Source organism: Micromonospora sp. CNZ280, from assembly GCF_011759515.1.
Window position 1 is genome coordinate 1,831,139 of the sequence record NZ_JAAOYP010000001.1, and the last position, 19,000, is coordinate 1,850,138.

Below are 19,000 nucleotides of genomic sequence, written 5' to 3' on the forward strand. Positions count from 1 at the left end.
CCCCCGGGCCTGCTGGGCCCGTCGATCATGAAGTTGTTGCCCACCGGATCGGCGTGTCGCGGCAACAACTTCATGATCAACGGGGGTGGGGCGGGGGTGGGTGGGTTACTGCTTGATCTGGTAGGTGGGGCGGGTTACGGCGCGGGCGAGGGTGTGGAAGGTGAGGTTGAAGCCGACGTAGGCGGGGGAGGCGTCGGGGGTCAGGTCGAGCCGGTCGACGTCGAGCGCGTGCACCGCGAAGACGTAGCGGTGCGGGCGGTCGCCGGCCGGCGGCGCGGCCCCGCCGTAGCCCCGCTCGCCGTAGTCGTTGCGCACGCTGAACGCGCCGCCGAGGTCCGCCTCGGCGACCCCGCGCGGCAGCGACGTCACGTCGGCCGGCAGATTGACCAGCACCCAGTGCCAGAATCCGCTGCCGGTCGGCGCGTCCGGGTCGAAGCAGGTCACCACGAAGCCCCGGGTCTCCGCCGGGAAGCCGGACCAGGCGAGCTGCGGCGAGAGGTTGTCGCCCCCGACGCTGCCGTGCGCGAACGTGGCGTCCATCGGCTCGCCGTTCTGCACGTCGTCACTGATGAGGGCGAACGCCGACACGGTCGGTAGCAGCTCGTAGGGGTCCGGGGCGATCGGTCGTTCCAGGGTCATCGAACGGGTCCTTCCGGTGAACGGTTTCCTGCCCTTTCTTACCTCGCCAGCGCCCGATCATCGACCGGAAGCTCCCCTTGTCCGGCCGATCCGCCGGTCCGGGTGGGACCGTCGCCACGGAACAATCCTCCTCGGGAGGACCACCCCTTGACGTCCATCTGGCGTGACTTCTGCAAGGCCCTCGTCGCCGCGGCCCGCCGCCCCGACGAGGCGGCGCTGCGCGCCGAACGCGGACGGGCGGTGCGGCGGCTCGCCGAGGAGAAGATCCGCGAGCAGGAACGGCGGCCCGCCGGACCGGACCGCCCTACCGAGCCGACGGACGATGATGGGCCGAACCGCCATGCCGAGCCGACAGACGACGATCGGCCGACAGAGCCGGCGAGCGGCGAACACCTCACCGGACCGGCGGGCGGGGTGCGGCGACCGGAGGCGGCGGACGAGGGCTGACGGATCGCCTGGCATCTGCCCTGGTCGGTGAGCCGTTACCCTCGCCGGATGGCTCTCGACCTGTTCGCCGGAATACCTGTCACCGACTACGCCGCCGCGCTGGCCTGGTACGAACGGCTGCTCGGCGCCCCGCCGTCGTTCGTCCCCAACGACCGGGAGGCGGTGTGGGAACTCGCCGAGCACCGGTGGGTGTACATCGAACTACGGCCCGACCGCGCCGGCCACGCCATGCACACCGTCTTCGTCGACGACCTGGACGCCCTGCTGACCGAGGCGGCCGGGCGGGGAGTCGAGCCGGCGCAGCGGGAGACGTACGAGAACGGCGTGCGGAAGGCCATCTACGTCGATCCCGACGGGAACGAGATCGGCTTCGGCGGCCCCCCGCTCTGACCGGCACCCGAGCCCGGCCGCCGGGACCGATCCGGCGCAGGCGGGACGGCACAGGAGACCACCCCCGACGCGTTCGCGCTGCGCGGGGGCGCGGCCTCGTGGCACCGGGGGTTACGGCCCGACGACGACGTTCGCAAGCGGCTCGCCCGCCGCGTACCGCCGGACCTGGTCGACCAGCAGCCGGCGGGCCCGGGGCGCCAACGCGGCGGTCAGGCCGCCGACGTGCGGGCTGATCAGCACGTTCGGGGCGGACCAGAGCGGGTGGTCGGCGGGCAGCGGCTCGGGTTCGGTGACGTCCAGGGCGGCGTGCAGCCGGCCCGCGTCGAGCTCCGCGAGCAGCGCGGCGGTGTCCACCACCGGCCCCCGCGCCACGTTCACCAGCAGGGCGCCGTCGGCCATCCGGGCGAGGAAGTCCTTGTCCACCAGGCCCTCGGTCGCCGGGGTCAGTGGCGTCGCCAGGATGACGACATCCGCTCGCGGCAACAGCTCCGGAAGTTCGGAAACCGGCCGCACGCCGGGGCGGGCGCTCCGGGCCACCCGGCTGATCTCCACCTCGAACCCGGCAAGGCGGCGCTCGATCGCGGCGCCGATCGATCCGTACCCGACGATCAGCACCCGCGCGTCGGCCAGCCCGGCCGACCAACCGGAGGCCCAGCGGCCCTCGCCCTGTGCCCGGACGAAGTCCGGCAGCCGGCGCCGGGCGGCGAGGGTGAGCGCCAGCGCCAGCTCGGCGGTGGCCGCGTCGTGCACGCCCCGGCCGTTGGCCAGCGTCAGGCCGGGCCGCAGGTACGGCAGGACGTGGTCGTAGCCGGCGGTCACCGTCTGTACCACCTTGAGTCGGGGCATCCGGGCGATCGGCTCGCAGAAGCGCGGATCGATGATCCCGTACGGCACCGCGTAGAACTCGACGTCGTCCAGGTTGCCGGGCACGGGTTGGGTGCCGTCGTACAGCGCGACGTCCAGCTCGCCGAGCTCGGTCACCGCGTCGGGATGAGAGATCAAGTAGCGCACGGCGCCAATCATGCTGGATCGGGCCGAGCCGGCCAGCCCGCGCCCGACGAGCCGGAGTGGGCGAGCCGGGTTCCGAGCGGCGGAGGGTGTGGGATTCGAACCCACGAAGGACATCGCTGCCCTTACCGGTTTTCAAGACCAGCGCCATCGGCCACTAGGCGAACCCTCCCGGGCCACGGACCCGACGGGGTGCGCGGCCGTGCCTAGTCTGCCACGGCTGCCGTCCGGGCGCGCCAGCCGGACCGGGATGACCGACGCCGTGTGGCAGACCCCGGCCGTCGTGCTGATTACCGGAATCATGGCCGCCGGCAAGTCCACTGTGGCCGAAAACTGGCCGGTCGCCGACCTCGACGCCGACCTGCGGACGCAGACGCCCCGGATCGGGCTCTGGCTGGACACCTCGGCGCAGCCGCCCGAGGAGACGGTGGACGAGATCCTGGCCCGGGCGTGGACCGACGGCCGGGTGGGGTAGGAACGACACATGCGCGCGATCACGATCCCGGAACCGGGCGGACCCGAGGCACTGGTCTGGAGCGAGGTCCCCGACCCCGAGCCCGGCCCGGGCGAGGTGGTGGTGGACGTCCGGGCCAGCGCGGTCAACCGGGCGGATCTGCTGCAACGGCAGGGGCACTACCCGCCGCCGCCGGGCGCGTCCGCGTACCCCGGTCTGGAGTGCGCCGGGGTGATCGGCGCGCTCGGCCCCGACGTGACCGGGTGGCGGGTCGGCCAGGAGGTCTGCGCGCTGCTGGCCGGCGGCGGGTACGCGGAGCGGGTCGCCGTGCCGGCCGGCCAGCTGCTGCCGGTGCCGGCCGGGGTCGACCCGGTCGACGCCGCCGCGCTGCCCGAGGTGGCCTGCACGGTCTGGTCGAACGTGGTGCGGCTGGCCGGGCTCGGCGCGGGCGAGACGCTGCTGGTGCACGGCGGGGGCAGCGGGATCGGCACCTTCGCCATCCAGCTCGGGACGGCGCTGGGCGCGACCGTGGTAGTGACCGCCCGGACGGTCAAGCATCAGGTGCTGCGCGAGCTGGGCGCCACGCACACCGTCGACTACCGGGAGCAGGACTTCGTCGAGGAGGTCCGCCGGGTCACCGACGGCCGGGGCGCGGACGTGATCCTCGACATCATCGGCGCCTCCTACCTGGGCCGGAACGTGGCGGCGCTGGCCACCGGCGGCCGGCTGGTGGTGATCGGCCTGCAGGGCGGGCGCAAGGGCGAACTGGACCTCGGTGCGCTGCTGGCCAAGCGCGGCACGGTGACGGCGACGGCGCTGCGGTCCCGGCCCGTCGCCGAGAAGGCGGAGATCGTCCGCGGGGTGCGCGAGCAGGTCTGGCCGCTGATCGAGGCGGGCCGGATCCGGCCGATCGTGGACCGCCGGCTGCCGATGAGCCGGGCGGCCGAGGCGCACCAGCTGTGCGAGACCAGCGAGCACGTGGGCAAGGTCCTGCTGACCACGGGGTGACCCGGGTGGCGGCCTACCCGGCGTGGGCCGGGTCGGCGGCCGGGCGGCGCAGCATCAGCCGAGGGCCGGGGCCCTCGCCGGCCAGCGCGTCGCTGGGGTTGCTGAGGGTGCAGCGCTGCAACGACAGGCAGCCGCAGCCGATGCAGCCGTCCAGGTCGTCGCGGAGCTTGGTCAACAGCCGGATCTTCTCGTCCAGCCGCTCCCGCCAGGTGGTGGAGAGCCGCGACCAGTCGTCCGCGGTGGGCGTACGCGAGGCGGGCAGCGACTCCAGCGCCGCCCGGATCTCGTCCAGCGAGATACCGACCTGCTGGGAGATCCGGATGAACGCCACCCGGCGCAGCTCGCCGCGGGCGTACCGGCGCTGGTTGCCGCCGGTGCGTTCGGCCCGGATCAGCCCGAGCCGCTCGTAGTAGCGCAGCGCCGAGGGCGCCACCCCGCTACGGTCGGAAAGCTGGCCGATGGTCAGAGACTCGTGCATCACGTCGCCTTGAGTTGAAGTCCACTTCAACTTGCAGGCTAGCCGCATGACCACGATGACCGCCAGTTCGGGCCGGGCCGGCGCCCCGCCCGGGCCACGGCTCCCCGCGCCCGTGGCGCCGCTGCTCGACCGGATCCGGGCCGGCCGGGAGTTCGGCGCCAACGTCTACTCCACGGTCGACGTGCTCTGGGTGCTCTACGACCGGATCCTCCGGATCACCCCGGCGACCGTCGACGACCCGGAACGGGACCGCTTCCTGCTCTCCAAGGGCCACGCCGTGGCCGGTTACTACGCGGTGCTCGCCGCCAAGGGCTTCGTCCCGCTCGACTGGCTCGACGACCAGGGCGGTCCGGCGAGCCGGCTCGGCGACCACCCGGACCGGCTGCTGGTGCCCGGCGTGGAGATCGGCTCCGGTTCGCTCGGCCACGGCCTCGGGCTCGGCGTGGGCACCGCGCTCGGGCTGCGCGCCCAGGGCCTGCTCACCCCCCGGGTGTACGTGCTGCTCGGTGACGCGGAACTGGACGAGGGCTCCAACCACGAGGCGATCGCGTACGCCGGGGCGACCGGGCTGGCGAACCTGACCGCCGTGGTGGTGGACAACTCCTCGGCCACCCACGGCTGGCCGGGCGGCGCGGCGTCCCGGTTCACCGTGAACGGCTGGACCGCCGCCACCGTCGACGGGCGCGACCACGACGCCCTGCACACCGCCCTGACCGGGCAGGACAACCACCGGCCGCACGTCGTCGTCGCGGTCGTCGACTCCGGGGAGTGACCATGCGGGAGAGCTTCGTCGACACCACCACCGCGCTGCTGGCCGAGGACCCGCGTACCGCGCTGGTGCTCGCCGACATATCCGCCGCCGCGTTCGTTCCGGCCGCCCGGCGGCACCCGGACCGGGTGCTCAACGTCGGGATCCGGGAACAACTGATGGTCGGCGTGGCCGGCGGGCTCGCGCTGACCGGGCTGCGGCCGATCGTGCACAGCTACGCCCCGTTCCTCGTCGAGCGGGCGTACGAGCAGCTCAAGCTGGACCTGGACCACCAGGGGGCGAGCGCCGTGCTGGTCAGCGTCGGCGCGTCGTACGACCGCGCGGCCGCCGGGCGCACCCACCTCGCCCCGGCCGACGTGTCGCTGATCGACACGCTGCACGGCTGGACGGTGCACGTCCCCGGGCACCCCGGCGAGGTGCCGGCGCTGCTGCGGGCCGCGGTGGCCGCCGACGGCTCGGCCTACCTGCGCCTCTCCACGCTGCACAACGGCCGGCCGCGCGGCGGCGACGGCACGCTCGACCTGGTCCGGGACGCCGGGCCGGGCGCGCCGCTGCTGGTCGCGGTCGGGCCGGTGCTGGACGCCGCGCTCGCCGCGGCGGCGGACCTGGGGGTCTCGGTGGCGTACACCCACCGGCCCCGGCCGTTCGACGTCGCGGGGCTGCGGGCGCTGGCCGGCGCCGAGGTGATCCTGGTCGAGCCCTACCTGGCCGGGACGTCGGCCCGGGTGGTGTCGGCGGCGCTGGCCGACCGGCCACACCGGCTGCTGGCACTCGGGGTGGCTCGGCAGGAGCTGCGCCGCTACGGCTCGGCCGAGGACCACACCCGCTGGCACGGGCTGGACGCGGCCGGGCTGCGCCGGTCGGTGAGCGAGTTCCTGGCGCCGGCGCTGGCACCGGCGCGCTGAGCGACCACCCTGAGCGGGCCGCGCGGCGGGCGGGTCGAGTGGTCACACGGAGCGGCCCGCCGGGTGGGGCGGGCCGGGAAGTCAGTGGGTCGGGGTGCCGACGGGGCGGCGGCGGGTGCGCTCGCGGCCGAGGATCCAGAGCGCCTCGACCCCGTCCTTCCAGGTGATCTTCTTGCCCTCCTCGCGGCCCCGCGCCCGGTAGCTGATCGGCACCTCGTACGGGCGGATCCGGCGACGCAGCAGCTTGCCGGTCACCTCGGCCTCCATCCCGAAACCGCGGGAGCGGATGTCGAGCGAGCGGTAAAGGGCCACCGGCATCAGCTTGAAACAGGTCTCCAGGTCGCCGATGTAGGAGTTGAACAGCACGTTCGCCGCCATCGTGACGCCCTTGTTGCCCATCACGTACCAGAAGCTGTAGGCGCTGTGGCTGCCGAACGTGCGATTGCCGTAAACCACCGTCGCCCGGCCGTCGAGCACCGGGTCGAGCAGCTTGGGGATGTCCTGCGGGTCGTACTCCAGATCGGCGTCGAGGATGACCAGGTAGTCACCCTCGGCATTGTCGACAGCTGTCTTGATGGCCGCGCCCTTGCCCGCGTTGCGCGGGTGGGTGATCACCCGCAGTCGGGCGTCGTCGGCGCGGCCGAGGATCTCACCGGTGCCGTCCCGGCTGCCGTCGTCGACCACGACCAGCTCGATCTCGCAGGGGTAATCGACCGCCAATGCCTGCTTCAGGGCATCCGCGATGCGTTCTTCCTCGTTGTAGACCGGCATGAGGATCGAGAGCTTCACGGGAATCTCCACGGTGGCGGCAATATGTCGGGCCTAGCCTAGCCTGGCAGGTCAGCGCGGTGGTGTCCGCCACCGGGGGCGTCGGCCGCCGCGGCGGGCGGCGGATGGTTTACTTCCGGCCATGTCGGCAGCCGGCTACCCGCTCGCCCTGGCGCCCGTCGCCGCGCTTCTCCTGCTGACCGTCGCGCTGCGGCCGGCCGCGCCGGGCACGATGGCGCCGCTGCGGTTGGCCGTGGTCCGGGCCGCCCTGGTGACCGGCGCCTACGCGGTGCTCACCGTGGAACTGCTCGGCGCGCTGGGGCTACTCACCCGGCTCGCGTTCGCGGTCGCCTGGCTGCTCTTCCTGGCCGCCGCCGGCACGGCCGTGACCTGGCGCCGCCGCCGGGAGGCGGGCCCGGCCGGCCCGGTCGCCGCCGCCCGGCCCGGTGCGCTGGCCAGGGTGGGGGCTGCCGAGCCGGCCCGGGCCGCCGCCGCCGGCCCGCCGCCCACCGCCGGCCCCGGGCCGACCTGCCCGGCCGCCGCGGCTGGCTCGCCCGCACCGGACCGCGCCGGCTGGTCGACCCGGCTGAGCGGGTGGTGGCGTACGGCGGGTCGAGGCGAGCGGCTGCTCGCCGGCACCGTGGGCGGGCTGGTCCTGGTCGAGCTGCTGGTCGCGCTGCTGGCCGAGCCGAACAACTTCGATTCGCAGACCTACCACCTGCCCAAGGTGGAGCACTGGGTGGCGCAGGGCGACCTGGACTTCTGGCCCACCGCGATCCACCGGCAGGTGACCATTCCGCCGGGGGCCGAGTACCTGCTGCTGCACCTGCGCCTGTTCACCGGCGGGGACGCGCTGCACAATCTGGTGCAGTGGGCGGCCATGGTGGGCTGCCTGCTGGTCGGCACCCGGATCACCGCCCAGCTCGGCGGCGGCCGGCGGGCCCAGTTGCTCACCGCGTTCGTACTGGCCACCACGCCGATGGTGGCGCTGCAGGCGACCAGCACGCAGACCGACCTGGTCTGCGCCGCCTGGGTGGCCTGCGCGGCCACCCTGGCGCTGGACGGGCTGCACCGGCGCACCGGGCCGGGCACCCTGCTCGGGCTGGGCGCGGCCACCGGGCTGACCGCGGTCACCAAGACCAGTGGGCTGGTCGCCGTCGGTCCGCTGCTGGTGCTCTGGGGCCTCGCCCAGCTGCGCCTGGCCTACCTCGACCGGCCCGCGGCCCGGGTGGCCGGCACGGTCCGTACGGTGGCCGGGTCGGTGCTGATCCTCACCGTCGCCGCGGCGGTGGTCGGCCCGTTCCTGGCCCGGGTGACCGTCGAGTTCGGCCACCCGCTCGGCCCGCCCCGGCTGCGCGAGTCCATCCCGATGGAGCGGCACGATCCGGGATCCATTCTGGTCAACGCGCTGCGGATCGGGCACACCGCGTTCGACACGCCGCTGGCGCCGCTGCGCCGGGCCGGCGCGGAGGCGATCGTCGGCGGGGCCGGGCTGATCGGGGTGGACCCGCAGGACCGGGCCACCACGTTCGGGCGGGAGACCTTCCCGGTGCCGTCCTGGTATCCGGACGAGGACCGGGTGGCCTTCCCGCTGGCCGGCGCGCTGGCGCTGCTCGGGGCGGGGTTCGCGCTGGCCCGGCCCGGCCGGGTCAGCCCGGCGCGGGCGGGGACGCTGCGCGCGTACGCGGTGGTGGTGGTGAGCGCCGTGCTGCTGCACACCGCGATGATCAAGTGGCAACCGTGGGGCAACCGGCTGCTGCTGTACGCGCTGGTGCTGGCCGTGCCGCTGGCCGGCGTCTGGCTGGACGAGCTGTTCCGCCGGCGCTCCGCCACCGCCGGCAGCGGGCGGCGGTCGGTGGCGCTGGGGCTCGCGGTCACCGTCCTGGCGACCAGCGCGCTGGCCGGGGTGCTCGCGGTGTCGTACGGCTTCCCGCGCCGGCTGGTCGGCGCCGGCTCGGTCTTCACCACCGGCGACTGGGACACCCGGTTCCTACGGCGTCCGCAGTGGACGGCGGAGTTCCGCTGGGCGGCGGAGGCGGTCCGGGCGGCCGACGCCCGCCGGATCGGCCTGGTGCAGCAGAACGACAACTGGGAGTACCCCTGGTGGCTGCTGCTGCGCGACCCGGACGGCCGGCCGCCGGAACTGGTCGCGCTCCAGTCGGTGCTGCCGGAACGCCCGCCGGCCGACCCTGCGTCGGTGGACGCGATCGTCTGCACCGGCAGCCGGCCGGTCTGCACCCGGCTGGTGCCGCCCGGCTGGCGGCTGGAGTTCCGCGGCTACGTCGGCTACGCGCTGCCGCCCGCCGGCTGAGCGTCGAGCCCCACTGCCCCGGCTGAGCGTCGAGCCCCACTGCCCCGGCTGAGCGCGGAGCCCCGATGCCCCCGGCTGAGAGCGACCGCCCCCACCCCCGCTCTCCGGCCGAGCGGGACGGTCCCGGCCGGCCCGCCGCGGGGGCGGATTGCCGGGATGGCCCGGTTCGGCAGACCGCGCGCAAGGATTCTGAGACGTATTCACATACCTGCATCACGCGCGTTACCTTCCGGTAACTCGATCGACATTCCACGATCGAGGCGAAAGGAGTGCGTCGATGCTTGGTTCCCCTGCCAGGCGCGAACGTGCGACCCGACGACGGGCCCTCACCGCCGTCTTCGCCGCCGCTCTCGCCCTACCGATGCTCGCCGGCCCGGCCACCCCCGCCACCGCGGCGGACCGCCCGGCCATCCAGCCACTCCCCGCGAACCTGGAGGCGATCCGCGCCGCCGAGGCCACCGCGCTCTACGGCACACCCGCCATCCGCCCGATCGAACAGCGCCGCACCGCGCTGATCACCATGGGCGACAGCGAGATCTCGGGTGAGGGGGTGGGCAACTACGTCCCCGGCACCCACGAACCCGGCAACTGGTGCGACCGCTCGTACGACCAGGCGGTGTTCCGCACCGGCATCGCCGCCGACGAGAAGTACAACATCGCCTGCTCCGGGGCGACCCCGTGGAACCTGATCCGGGGCGGGCCGACCCAGCACAACGAGCTGAACCAGGGCGACCACCTGGCGATCAAGGCACGGAACACGCACCTCAAGCTGATCTGGGTGGTGGTCGGCGCGAACGGCGACGGCACGATCCAGTTCGGCCCGGTCGCCACCGACTGCACCATCCGCCGGGTCTTCTTCCAGGGCCCGTGCTACCCCACGTACACCGACCAGTGGACGGTCCGCACCGACGGCAGCCGGCGGGCGATCGAGGACGCGCTCACCGACATCCGGCGGACCATGACCGACGCCGGTTACCTGCGGTCGGACTACGAGCTGGTGCTCATGTCGTACCCGAGCCCGGGCAGCCCGGACGTGGAGGACAACCCGAACTTCCCCGGCTGGTACGCCGGCGGCTGCCTGCTCTACCTGGCCGACGCGGCGTTCGCCCGGAACAAGGCGGTGCCGCTGTTCGAGACGGCCATCCGGGCGGCGGCCACCAACACCGGCACCCGCTACCTGGACGCCAGCCGGCTCTTCCACGGGCACGAGGTGTGCACCGACAACACCTCGGTACGCGGCCTCTTCATCGAGATCGGCATCTGGGACGAGAACGCGGCGCGGCAGTCGTTCCACCCGAACTACCGGGGGCACGGCATGTTCGCCCAGTGCATCACCCAGTTCTGGAACGCGGGCCAGCAACGGGCCACCTGCGTCGACCCGGCCAGCACCGGCAGCGGCGTGCTCTACCCGGGGCTGTTCGAGTTCAAGCAGCTACGCAACGTCGCCACCGGCACCTGCGTGGACGGCAAGGGCTACGACTCGCGCAACAGCACCCCGCAGCAGTCGTACGGCTGTCACGGCGGGCGCAACCAGGGCTTCTGGTACGACCCGACGCGGCAGTCGCTGCACTCCGAGCTCTCCCACGACCGCTGCCTGGACGTGGCCGGCGGCACGCTGAGCGCCGGCACCGCCGTCAACATCTACGACTGCCACGGCGGCGCCAACCAGAAGTTCGTGCTGGCCGGCAACCAGATCAAGGCGGCCGGCAACACCAACCTCTGTCTGGCGTTCGACAGCCCGTGGCTGGGCAGCCCCCGGCTGCGGCTGGCCACCTGCTCGACGAGCACCCGGCAGCAGTGGTCGTTCGAGTCCCGCAACTTCGCCAACCCGGTCGGCTACGGCCACGACGACTTCATCGGCTCCCGGGTCTACTGATCGCACGTACAGAGAAAGAGTGGCCATTCCGCGCGGAACAGCCACTCTTTCTCTGTACGTGCGCCCGCCCTGGCCTGGGGTGGCGGGCGGGGGCAGGCTAGTTCTGCTTGAGCGGTACGACGATCAGGCGGGCCGTCCCGCGGTCGCCGTCCTTGGCGCCGGCCACGCCGACGGTGGTGCCGATCTCGATGTCGGTGGACCGGATCGTGGTGCGGCGCTCGACGACGCGCAGCTTGTCGCCGAACGTCCAGGTCATGGTGAAGCCGTCGGTGGACTTGACGGTCATCGAGTCGCCGTCGATCGTGGTCACCTCGCCGCGCTGCACGGCGATCGTCTTCGTACCGTCTTTGGTCTGCACCACGGCCTCGCCGTGCAGGGTGTTGCGGCGCAGCAGCACCCGGGCCTTCCGGCGCTCGCGCCACTCCTCGCCGCGCTCGCGCCGCGGCTTCTCCCCGGTCGCGGACGGCGACGCGGACGCGGCCAGGGTGTCCACCTCCAGGTCGCCGGCGTCGAAGCCGAGCGCGGCCAGCGCCTGGCCCTCCGCGCCCATCGCCGCGGCGACCTCCACCGCGGTCTCCCGGACCGGCTGGCCGCCCACCTGGTCGGCGCCGCAGCCGGCGACGCCGAGCGTGGCGGCCGCGAGCAGCGTGGTGGCGGCGATTCCCCAACGTGCCATGAGTCTCCCTCTCGTCCGTGGTGCTGCCAGCCTGCCGCGCGTCGGCGAGCGGAGCGTCAGGCCGATGTTCGAGCCGGGTAAGGATCCGGCGGCAGCCGGACGGTGAAGGCCGCGCCGCCCTCCGGGGCGTGCCCCGCCACGATCTCCCCGCCGAGCCGGCGGACCAGGCCGGCGGCGAGTGCCAGCCCCAGCCCGCTGCCCACCTTCCGCACGCCGCGGTACCGCTGGTGCAGCGCGCCGCGTTCGAAGGCCACCGCCAGGTCGTCGTCGGTGAAGCCGGGCCCGCCGTCGCGGACCTCGACCACTCCGCCGGCGGCCGGGTCCGCGCCCGCCGGGCGGACCGCGAGCACCACCGGCGCCCCCGGCGGTACGACCCGCAGCGCGTTCTCCAGCAGCCCGTCGACGACCTGCCGGATCCGGCCCGGATCGGTGTACGCGGGCACCGGCCGGTCCTGCACCTCCACCCGGAAGGTGACCCCGACCGCCGCGCAGCGGCCGGCCCAGGTCCGCTCCGCGTCGGCGGCCAGCCGGGTCAGGTCGACCGGCACCGGTTCCAGTGGGAAGTCTGCCGCCTCCAGCCGGGCCAGCGCCAGCAGGTCGCTGACCAGACGGTCCAGGTGTTCCGCCTCGGCGAGCAGGGTCTGCCCCGTGCCGGCCGCCTCGTCCGGGGGGATCACGCCGTCGGCGAGCGCCTCGGCGTAGCCGCGGATCGCGGTCAGCGGGGTGCGCAGCTCGTGCGAGACGGAGAGCAGGAACTCCCGCTGCCGTCCCTCGCTGGTGGCCAGCGCGGTGGCCAGCCCGTTCAACGCGTACGCCAGGTCGGCCGTCTCGTCCGGCGGCTCCACCGGCACCCGTACCGTCCGGTCGCCGGCGCGCAGCCGCGCGGCGGCCTCGGCGGCCCGCCGGACCGGCCGGGCCAGCAGGCGGGCCAGCAGCAGCCCGGCCACCACCCCGGCGCCGAGCCCGGCGAGCAGCGGGAGCCAGAGGCTGGGCAGCACCTGCCGCCACGGGGCGCTGACCCGGCGGGTCAGCACCACGCCGTTGCCACCGGGCAGGGCGCGCCCCTCGACCAGCGTGCGGCGCCCGTCGACCGGCCGGCGGGTCGAGACGTTGCGCCCCTCGGCGACCCGCTGCACCATCCGGGGCGGCAGCCCGGCCCGGTCCGGCACCCCCCGCCGGATCAGGTACGCATCGATGCCCTGCACGCGCAGCTGGCGCAGCAGCCGCTCCTCGTCGGCGGTGCGACCGGTCATCAGCCGGGGGCGCAGCACCTCGGCGGCCAGCCGGGCCTGGGCGGCCAGCGCCTCCTGGTCCCGCCGCTCGACGCCGCGCACCGCCAGCGGCACCGCGACGATCGCGGTGACCAGCACCGAGACCAGGGCGACCGCGCAGGTGACCAGGACCGCGCGGGCGGTCAGCGTACGGCCGAACCGGCGGCGCGGCGGTGCCGGCGGCGGGCCGACCACCGGCAGCGCGAGGGTCGGCTCAGCCATCGGCGGCGTACCCCACGCCCCGGTGGGTACGGATCACGCTCGCCGGGCCGAGCTTCGCCCGGACCTGCGCCACGTGCACGTCGACCGTCCGGGTGCCGGCGTGCGCCGCGTATCCCCAGACCGCAGCCAGCAGCTCCTCCCGGGTGAACACCCGCCCGGGCCGGGCCATCAGGTGGGCGAGCAGATCGAACTCCGTGGTGGTCAGCTGGACCGGGGCGCCCGCGACGGACACCGTCCGGCGGACCGGATCGAGGGTCACCTGGCCGACCACCCGGGGCCGGTCCACCTCGGGCGGCCCGGCCGTGCGGCGCAGTACCGCCCGCACCCGGGCGACCAGTTCGCGCGGACTGAACGGCTTGGTGACGTAGTCGTCCGCGCCCAGTTCCAGGCCGACGACCCGGTCGACCTCGTCGTCCCGGGCGGTGAGGAAGATGACCGGCGTCCAGTCGCCGGCCTCGCGCAGCCGCCGGCAGACCTCGGTGCCGGTCAGGCCGGGCAGCGCGATGTCGAGCACGCAGGCCACCGGGCGCAGCCGGCGGGCGGCGGCCAGCCCGGCCGTCCCGTCCCGCTCCAGGTGTACGCCGAAGCCGTCCCGGCTGAGATAGAGCCGGACCAGGTCGGCGATGGCCGGCTCGTCCTCGACCACGAGGACGAGCCCGCGCGGCTGGGCGTCGACAGTCACCGGCCCATGATTGCCGACCGGGGCGGCGGTGCGGACGCCGGCGGATGTTCGGATTCGGTAAGGACGCGCCGGGGCGGGCCGCCCCGGCGGGTGCTCAGCGGACCGTGGCGGGACGGAAGGTGACCGGCCGGGTGGTGGGCGGAGCGTCGCCGATGGTCGCCACGATCCGCTCCCGGGCGCTGCGCAGCCGGGTCCGGAAGGCGTGGTTGAGCAGGGCGTCGAGCTGCCACACCTGCTTCGGGTGCTGGGTCCGGATGACGAACCGCTCGCGGATCCCGTCGATCGCGGTGGCGGCCAGCTCGACCGAGTGCAGCCGGGGGTCGGGGCTCCAGGTGACGTTGCTCAGCTCGCGCAGTTCGGTGTTGAGGTGCAGGCGCAGCCGGTGCAGCACCCGGGTCTGCTGGGTGACGACCAGCCGGCGGTGGGTCATCAGCAGCAGGTACTCGCCCGCCATCGGGCGGTCGGGGCGGTGGCACCGGCTGACCAGGATGGTCGCGTCGCCGGATCCGACGCAGCGACGGAAGATCGGCATGTGCCGGGTGACGGTCTGCGCCGCCAGCCCGGCCTCGGCGGCGGCCGGGAGGAACGTTCGGGAGAACACGTCCATGCCCTGCCCAACGACAGCCGCCCGGGGGTGACGCGGCTCACAGGACAGTTTTGGAAGTTCCACGACGCGGAGTCGCACCGCCTGTGCGACGGCGGGCCGCCCCGGCAGCGGCCGGGGTGGCCCACCGGCAGCGGATCAGCGGTAGCCCTATGCCGGTGCTTCGGCGCCGTAATGCGGGCCGGTGTAGCCGGCGGCGACCGCCGGAGCCGGCCGGTCGACCACGGCGGTGCCGGCGAGAAGCGTGGCGGCTCGACGACCGACCCGACCGGTGGGGCCCCCGGGCCGGCCACCGGAGCGGGCGACCGGCCGGGGGATGGAGTCAGAGCAGCTCGACGATGGTGGCGTTGGCCATGCCGCCGCCCTCGCACATCGTCTGCAGGCCGTAGCGGATGCCGTTGTCGCGCATGTGGGCGAGCATCGTGGTCATGATCCGGGCGCCGGACGCGCCCAGCGGGTGGCCCAGCGCGATCGCCCCGCCGCGCGGGTTCAGCCGCTCCGGGTCCGCCTCGGTTTCCGCCAGCCAGGCCAGCGGCACCGGGGCGAACGCCTCGTTCACCTCGTACACCCCGATCTCCTCGATGCCCAGCCCGGCGCGGCGCAGCGCCTTCGCGGTGGCCGGGATCGGCGCGGTGAGCATGGTGACCGGGTCGTCGGCGGCGACCACGGCGGTGTGGATCCGGGCCAGCGGGCGCAGGCCGTGCCGGCTGGCCCACTCGGAGGTGGTCACGGCGAGCGCCGCCGCGCCGTCGGAGATCTGCGACGCGGAGCCGGCGGTGACCACGCCGTCGGCCCGGAACGGGGTGGCCAGCTCACCGAGCTTGGCCAGCGAGGTGTCCCGCCGGATGCCCTCGTCGGCGGCGAACTTGCCGCCGTCGGCCAGCGCCACCGGGGCGAGTTCGGCGTCGAACGCGCCGGCGTCCTGCGCGGCGGCCGCCTTCTCGTGGCTGGCCAGCGCGTACTCGTCGAGCTGGGTGCGGGAGAAGCGCCAGCGCTGGGCGATCAGCTCGGCGCCGACGCCCTGGTTGAACGGCAGCGGGGACTCGTCGGCGAAGCCCTCCACGCCCCGGTAGCGGTCGCGCACCTGGTCGCTGAAGGGCATGCCGCCGGCCACGCTGGAGCCCATCGGCACCCGGGTCATCGACTCCACGCCACCGGCGACCACCAGGTCGGCCTGGCCGGAGAGCACGGTGGCGGCGGCGAAGTGCAGCGCCTGCTGGCTGGAGCCGCACTGCCGGTCGAGCGTGGTGCCGGGCACCGACTCCGGCCAGCCGGCGGCCAGCACGCCGTTGCGGGCGATGTTCCACGACTGCTCGCCGACCTGCGACACGCAGCCCCAGACCACGTCGTCGACCTGCCCCGGGTCGATGCCGGTGCGCTCGGCCAGGGCACGCAGCACGTGCGCCGACAGGTCCACCGGATGCACTGTGGCCAGGCTGCCCTTGCGCCGCCCCACCGGGGTGCGTACGGCGCCGACGATGACCGCGTCACTCATGTCTACTCCCCGGTAACTTGGCTCGATCCCGATCCTACGTCCTCGGCGGGGTGGTCGTCCTCCCCCGGGTGCGCTGGCATGCTGGGCGCATGCCAGCAGAGTCGTCCGGGCAGTGGCGGGTGCCCGCCGCCCTGCCGGTGCTGAAGGCCGCCGGCGCGCTCGCGCTGCTGGCGCTCGGGCTCCTCCTCGCCGCGGGCGACCCGGTGCAACTGGTGCTCGCCGGGCTGGCCGCGGCCGGGCTGCTCGGCTGGGCGCTGCGCGACGTGGTCGCCCCGGTCCGGCTCGCCGTCGACCCGGAGGGCGTCACGGTGATCGCGGGCTATGCCGGGCGCCGCCGGCTGCCCTGGGTCGCGGTGGAGGCGATCACCGTGGAGCGCCGGGGCCGGCTGGGCCTGGCCAACGAGGTGCTGGAGATCGACGCGGGCGATTCGCTGCACCTGTTCGGCCGCTCCGACCTGGGCGCCGAGCCGGCCGAGGTGGCCGAGGCGCTGCAGGCCGCCCGCCCCGCCGACTGAGCGGCCCGCGATCCGCCCCGTTCGCAGCGGCGCGGCGGGCTGAGCGGCCGGTCAGCCGACCAGGGCAGCGGTGCGGACCAGCGCCAGGCCGAGCAGCGCCAGCACCAGGACCGCGCCGCCGGCGAACTGCACCAGCGAGCGCCGCGACCGCGGGGCGTACGCCAGCACCAGCGCCATCGCCGCGCCGACCACCAGGCCGCCCAGGTGCCCGGGGATGGAGATGCCCGGCACGGTCAACGTGAAGACCAGGTTGATCACCAGGATCGGGATGACCTGGGAGATGTCCCGGCCCATCTTCCGTTCGATCACGATGAGCGCGGCGAAGAGCCCGAAGATGGCCGTGGAGGCGCCGGCGGTGGTCACGTTCGGCTCGCTGAACAGGTACGCGGCGACGTTCCCGCCGAACCCGGCGACCAGGTAGAGCGACAGGAAGCGCAGCGGCCCGAGGTTGGCCTCCAGCGACCGGCCGAGCACCCAGAGCGCCCACATGTTCAGCAGCAGGTGGACCACGCCGAAGTGCAGGAACATCGCGGTGAGCAGGCGGTACCACTGGCCCTCGGCGATGCCGCCGACGGTGCCGTCGGGGAAGATCGCCCCACCCAGCACCGAGCCCCAGTCGGTGAGCGGGGTGCTGCCGCCGAGCAGCCCGCCGAAGCCGGAACCGCCGAGGGCGGCGTCCCCGCCCCGGTCGGAGGCGATGGAGAGCAGCATCAGCAGCACGTTCAGCGCGATCAGCGCCCGGGTCACGTAGCCGTGCCGGCCGGCGGCACCGCCACCGAAGGCGGTACGCGCCGGCCGCACGCTACGGCGACCCTCGTTGACGCACTCCGGGCACTGGTGCCCGACCGACGCCTCCCGCATGCAGTCCGGGCAGATCGGCCGGTCGCAGCGGGTGCAGCGGACGTAGGTCTGCCGACCCGGGTGCCGGTAGCAGACCGGGGTGGTCGGTGGCGACTCGCTCACCGCGCCGACCTCCCGTCCGGGCCCGTACGGCCGCGCCGGGCCCGCCCTCCGGAGCGCTCAGTCATGCGAGCAAAGGTACCTCGCCGACGCTCAGCCCTCGCCGCCCTCGATCTCGACCCGCTCGATGACCACGTCCTGCAGCGGCCGGTCGCTCGGGCCGGTCGGGGTGTTGGCGATCGTGTCCACCACCTTCGCCGAGGCCTCGTCGGCGACCTGGCCGAAGATGGTGTGCCGGTTGTTCAGGTGCGGCGTCGGCGACACGGTGATGAAGAACTGCGAGCCGTTGGTGCCCGGCCCGGCGTTCGCCATCGCCAGCAGGTACGGCCGGTCGAAGCGCAGTTCCGGGTGGAACTCGTCGGCGAACTTGTAGCCCGGCCCGCCGCGGCCGGTGCCGGTCGGGTCGCCCATCTGGATCATGAAGCCGGCGATCACCCGGTGCGAGATGGTGCCGTCGTAGTACGGGCCGCTGCCCGGCTGGCCGGTACGCGGGTCGATGTATTCGCGCTTGCCCTGCGCCAGCTCGACGAAGTTGCGGACGGTCTTCGGCGCGTGGTTGGGGAAGAGCTCCAGCCGGATCGGGCCGGCGTTGGTGTGCAAGGTGGCGTAGACAGCCTCGGCCACGGGTACTCCTCACTTGTCGGTCAGTTCCATGCGGATCCTCCCATGTGCCCGATCTGGCCATGCGGAGGCATCCGAAGGTGGAGGATGACGGAGGAACAACTCCCAGGAGGTGGGACCGTGTTTGGAATCGGGCGGCGTAAGTCCCAAGGGCAGCTCGCCAGGGCCGAGCTGAACCAGGGCATCAGCCATCTGGTGCAGGCGGCCAACCACGCCGCGAAGGGTGCCGGCGGGCGTGTCGGACCCCGGGTCCAGGCAGCCCGGGGCTACGTCGCGCCGACGGCTGCGAAGGTGCGCGACCGCGCCGCGGCCGGTTGGGGGTCCACCCTCACCACCCTGGCACCGCTGGCGGCGGCAGCCCGCGACGGTGCCGGGCAGGCAGGCTCGATGACCAGGAAGGCCAAGGCGAAGAACATGCGGATCAGTGGGAAGAAGAAGCAGCCCCGCCGTCGCGGGTCCATGATGACCGGTCTGCTCGCCGCCGGCGCGGTGGCCGGCCTGGCCGGCGCGCTGGCCATGCGCCGGCGCCGGGAGCAGCAGGAGTGGGCCGAGTACGACCCGACCCGCACGCTGGAGCCGATGCGCGACGAGGTGGACACCATCGAGGTGCGGACCGGGTCCGCCGGCGGCACCAAGGTGACCGACGCGTCCACGACGTCCAGCGGCTCGGGCGTGGCCGGCGGCCCGACCGGGGCCGGCAGCTCGGCGGTGGCCGGTGGTGACAGCGCCTCCACCACCACGCCCGGCAAGCAGCCGACCATCCAGGCGACCGAGAAGGTCCCGTCGGTGGCCGAGGGTGCCCGGGACGTTTCCGGCCGGCCGGCCGACGATCTGAGCAAGGCGATGAGCAAGAACACCGCCCGGACCAACGGGCGCCGCTGACCTGCGGGTCAGGGCGCCG

At 74.2% G+C, this 19,000-nt stretch carries 21 protein-coding genes and 1 tRNA gene; 10 read left to right on the forward strand and 12 right to left on the reverse strand.

The genetic code is table 11. The features are described from left to right. Positions 1–105 precede the first annotated feature (105 nt). Entirely contained in the window at positions 106–639 is a 534-nt protein-coding gene (locus FHX32_RS08675) for a YbhB/YbcL family Raf kinase inhibitor-like protein (RefSeq protein ID WP_167180225.1), read from the reverse strand. Between the two features lie 147 nt (positions 640–786). Between FHX32_RS08675 and FHX32_RS08680 the strand changes: the two genes are divergently transcribed. Beyond that, positions 787–1,086, forward strand: a complete 300-nt coding sequence (locus tag FHX32_RS08680; RefSeq protein ID WP_167180226.1) for a hypothetical protein — start codon at positions 787–789, stop codon at positions 1,084–1,086. Between the two features lie 48 nt (positions 1,087–1,134). Continuing rightward, complete coding sequence (locus FHX32_RS08685) at positions 1,135–1,476, forward strand: VOC family protein (RefSeq protein ID WP_167180227.1); 342 nt, start codon at positions 1,135–1,137, stop codon at positions 1,474–1,476. A gap of 111 nt (positions 1,477–1,587) precedes the next feature. Here the strand turns inward: FHX32_RS08685 and FHX32_RS08690 are convergent, their stop codons facing one another. After that, positions 1,588–2,487 carry a 2-hydroxyacid dehydrogenase gene (locus FHX32_RS08690; RefSeq protein ID WP_486480971.1) on the reverse strand — a complete coding sequence of 300 codons (900 nt, stop codon included), beginning with the start codon at positions 2,485–2,487 and terminating at the stop codon, positions 1,588–1,590. Positions 2,488–2,567: 80 nt separating this feature from the next. Next, positions 2,568–2,656, reverse strand: a tRNA-Ser gene (locus tag FHX32_RS08695). A 78-nt stretch (positions 2,657–2,734) separates the two neighbouring features. Here FHX32_RS08695 and FHX32_RS34450 point away from each other — a divergent pair. Together FHX32_RS34450 and FHX32_RS08705 are read left to right on the forward strand one after the other, a co-directional pair. After that, a complete protein-coding gene (locus FHX32_RS34450; protein WP_208418013.1) occupies positions 2,735–2,959 on the forward strand; it encodes a nucleoside/nucleotide kinase family protein in 225 nt (74 codons plus the stop codon). 9 nt (positions 2,960–2,968) lie between these two features. Continuing rightward, positions 2,969–3,946 carry an NAD(P)H-quinone oxidoreductase gene (locus FHX32_RS08705; RefSeq protein ID WP_167180229.1) on the forward strand — a complete coding sequence of 326 codons (978 nt, stop codon included), beginning with the start codon at positions 2,969–2,971 and terminating at the stop codon, positions 3,944–3,946. A 13-nt stretch (positions 3,947–3,959) separates the two neighbouring features. Here the strand turns inward: FHX32_RS08705 and soxR are convergent, their stop codons facing one another. Beyond that, positions 3,960–4,424: a redox-sensitive transcriptional activator SoxR gene (gene soxR / locus FHX32_RS08710; RefSeq protein ID WP_167180230.1), complete on the reverse strand. Its 465-nt coding sequence runs from the start codon at positions 4,422–4,424 to the stop codon at positions 3,960–3,962. 46 nt (positions 4,425–4,470) lie between these two features. Here soxR and FHX32_RS08715 point away from each other — a divergent pair, with 46 nt between their 5' ends. Both FHX32_RS08715 and FHX32_RS08720 read left to right on the forward strand, forming a co-directional pair. Then, positions 4,471–5,196, forward strand: a complete 726-nt coding sequence (locus tag FHX32_RS08715) for a thiamine pyrophosphate-dependent enzyme (protein WP_167180231.1) — start codon at positions 4,471–4,473, stop codon at positions 5,194–5,196. Between the two features lie 2 nt (positions 5,197–5,198). Beyond that, on the forward strand, positions 5,199–6,098 hold the full coding sequence (locus FHX32_RS08720) for a transketolase (RefSeq protein ID WP_167180232.1): 900 nt from the start codon (positions 5,199–5,201) through the stop codon (positions 6,096–6,098). Positions 6,099–6,179: 81 nt separating this feature from the next. Here the strand turns inward: FHX32_RS08720 and FHX32_RS08725 are convergent, their stop codons facing one another. Beyond that, positions 6,180–6,887, reverse strand: a complete 708-nt coding sequence (locus FHX32_RS08725) for a glycosyltransferase family 2 protein (RefSeq protein ID WP_167180233.1) — start codon at positions 6,885–6,887, stop codon at positions 6,180–6,182. Positions 6,888–7,008: 121 nt separating this feature from the next. Between FHX32_RS08725 and FHX32_RS08730 the strand changes: the two genes are divergently transcribed. Both FHX32_RS08730 and FHX32_RS08735 read left to right on the forward strand, forming a co-directional pair. Further along, on the forward strand, positions 7,009–9,177 hold the full coding sequence (locus FHX32_RS08730) for a hypothetical protein (protein WP_167180234.1): 2,169 nt from the start codon (positions 7,009–7,011) through the stop codon (positions 9,175–9,177). 277 nt (positions 9,178–9,454) lie between these two features. Then, positions 9,455–11,053 (forward strand): ricin-type beta-trefoil lectin domain protein, encoded by a 1,599-nt coding sequence (locus tag FHX32_RS08735; RefSeq protein ID WP_167180235.1) that lies wholly within the window; start codon positions 9,455–9,457, stop codon positions 11,051–11,053. A 97-nt stretch (positions 11,054–11,150) separates the two neighbouring features. Here FHX32_RS08735 and FHX32_RS08740 read toward each other — a convergent pair whose 3' ends face one another. The 5 genes from FHX32_RS08740 to FHX32_RS08760 all read right to left on the reverse strand — a co-directional run bounded on the left by FHX32_RS08740 (position 11,151) and on the right by FHX32_RS08760 (position 16,003). Continuing rightward, on the reverse strand, positions 11,151–11,729 hold the full coding sequence (locus FHX32_RS08740; protein WP_167180236.1) for a hypothetical protein: 579 nt from the start codon (positions 11,727–11,729) through the stop codon (positions 11,151–11,153). 56 nt (positions 11,730–11,785) lie between these two features. Next, a complete protein-coding gene (locus FHX32_RS08745; RefSeq protein ID WP_167180237.1) occupies positions 11,786–13,222 on the reverse strand; it encodes a sensor histidine kinase in 1,437 nt (478 codons plus the stop codon). After that, complete coding sequence (locus FHX32_RS08750) at positions 13,215–13,904, reverse strand: response regulator transcription factor (protein WP_167180238.1); 690 nt, start codon at positions 13,902–13,904, stop codon at positions 13,215–13,217. Before FHX32_RS08750 ends, FHX32_RS08745 begins: the two co-directional genes overlap by 8 nt. Positions 13,905–13,998: 94 nt before the next feature. Beyond that, a complete protein-coding gene (locus FHX32_RS08755; RefSeq protein WP_167180239.1) occupies positions 13,999–14,511 on the reverse strand; it encodes a hypothetical protein in 513 nt (170 codons plus the stop codon). 319 nt (positions 14,512–14,830) lie between these two features. After that, the gene (locus FHX32_RS08760; protein ID WP_167180240.1) at positions 14,831–16,003 is read right to left on the reverse strand and encodes an acetyl-CoA C-acyltransferase; all 1,173 of its coding nucleotides are present in this window, start codon (positions 16,001–16,003) and stop codon (positions 14,831–14,833) included. An 89-nt stretch (positions 16,004–16,092) separates the two neighbouring features. Between FHX32_RS08760 and FHX32_RS08765 the strand changes: the two genes are divergently transcribed. Then, positions 16,093–16,518, forward strand: coding sequence for a PH domain-containing protein (locus FHX32_RS08765; protein WP_167180241.1), 426 nt, complete (start codon positions 16,093–16,095; stop codon positions 16,516–16,518). 51 nt (positions 16,519–16,569) lie between these two features. Here the strand turns inward: FHX32_RS08765 and FHX32_RS08770 are convergent, their stop codons facing one another. Together FHX32_RS08770 and FHX32_RS08775 are read right to left on the reverse strand one after the other, a co-directional pair. After that, positions 16,570–17,481 carry a rhomboid family intramembrane serine protease gene (locus tag FHX32_RS08770; RefSeq protein WP_167180242.1) on the reverse strand — a complete coding sequence of 304 codons (912 nt, stop codon included), beginning with the start codon at positions 17,479–17,481 and terminating at the stop codon, positions 16,570–16,572. 90 nt (positions 17,482–17,571) lie between these two features. After that, on the reverse strand, positions 17,572–18,102 hold the full coding sequence (locus FHX32_RS08775) for a peptidylprolyl isomerase (RefSeq protein WP_109898719.1): 531 nt from the start codon (positions 18,100–18,102) through the stop codon (positions 17,572–17,574). A gap of 84 nt (positions 18,103–18,186) precedes the next feature. Between FHX32_RS08775 and FHX32_RS08780 the strand changes: the two genes are divergently transcribed. Further along, complete coding sequence (locus FHX32_RS08780; RefSeq protein WP_167180243.1) at positions 18,187–18,981, forward strand: hypothetical protein; 795 nt, start codon at positions 18,187–18,189, stop codon at positions 18,979–18,981. Positions 18,982–19,000: the final 19 nt, after the last annotated feature.

Coding starts and splice junctions, on each gene's coding strand:
- FHX32_RS08675 (WP_167180225.1), bottom strand. CDS start 639: ATGACCCTGGAACGACCGATCGCCCCGGACCCCTACGAGCTGCTACCG.
- FHX32_RS08685 (WP_167180227.1), top strand. CDS start 1,135: ATGGCTCTCGACCTGTTCGCCGGAATACCTGTCACCGACTACGCCGCC.
- FHX32_RS34450 (WP_208418013.1), top strand. CDS start 2,735: ATGACCGACGCCGTGTGGCAGACCCCGGCCGTCGTGCTGATTACCGGA.
- FHX32_RS08705 (WP_167180229.1), top strand. CDS start 2,969: ATGCGCGCGATCACGATCCCGGAACCGGGCGGACCCGAGGCACTGGTC.
- soxR (WP_167180230.1), bottom strand. CDS start 4,424: ATGCACGAGTCTCTGACCATCGGCCAGCTTTCCGACCGTAGCGGGGTG.
- FHX32_RS08715 (WP_167180231.1), top strand. CDS start 4,471: ATGACCACGATGACCGCCAGTTCGGGCCGGGCCGGCGCCCCGCCCGGG.
- FHX32_RS08720 (WP_167180232.1), top strand. CDS start 5,199: ATGCGGGAGAGCTTCGTCGACACCACCACCGCGCTGCTGGCCGAGGAC.
- FHX32_RS08730 (WP_167180234.1), top strand. CDS start 7,009: ATGTCGGCAGCCGGCTACCCGCTCGCCCTGGCGCCCGTCGCCGCGCTT.
- FHX32_RS08735 (WP_167180235.1), top strand. CDS start 9,455: ATGCTTGGTTCCCCTGCCAGGCGCGAACGTGCGACCCGACGACGGGCC.
- FHX32_RS08740 (WP_167180236.1), bottom strand. CDS start 11,729: ATGGCACGTTGGGGAATCGCCGCCACCACGCTGCTCGCGGCCGCCACG.
- FHX32_RS08745 (WP_167180237.1), bottom strand. CDS start 13,222: ATGGCTGAGCCGACCCTCGCGCTGCCGGTGGTCGGCCCGCCGCCGGCA.
- FHX32_RS08755 (WP_167180239.1), bottom strand. CDS start 14,511: ATGGACGTGTTCTCCCGAACGTTCCTCCCGGCCGCCGCCGAGGCCGGG.
- FHX32_RS08760 (WP_167180240.1), bottom strand. CDS start 16,003: ATGAGTGACGCGGTCATCGTCGGCGCCGTACGCACCCCGGTGGGGCGG.
- FHX32_RS08765 (WP_167180241.1), top strand. CDS start 16,093: ATGCCAGCAGAGTCGTCCGGGCAGTGGCGGGTGCCCGCCGCCCTGCCG.
- FHX32_RS08780 (WP_167180243.1), top strand. CDS start 18,187: ATGACGGAGGAACAACTCCCAGGAGGTGGGACCGTGTTTGGAATCGGG.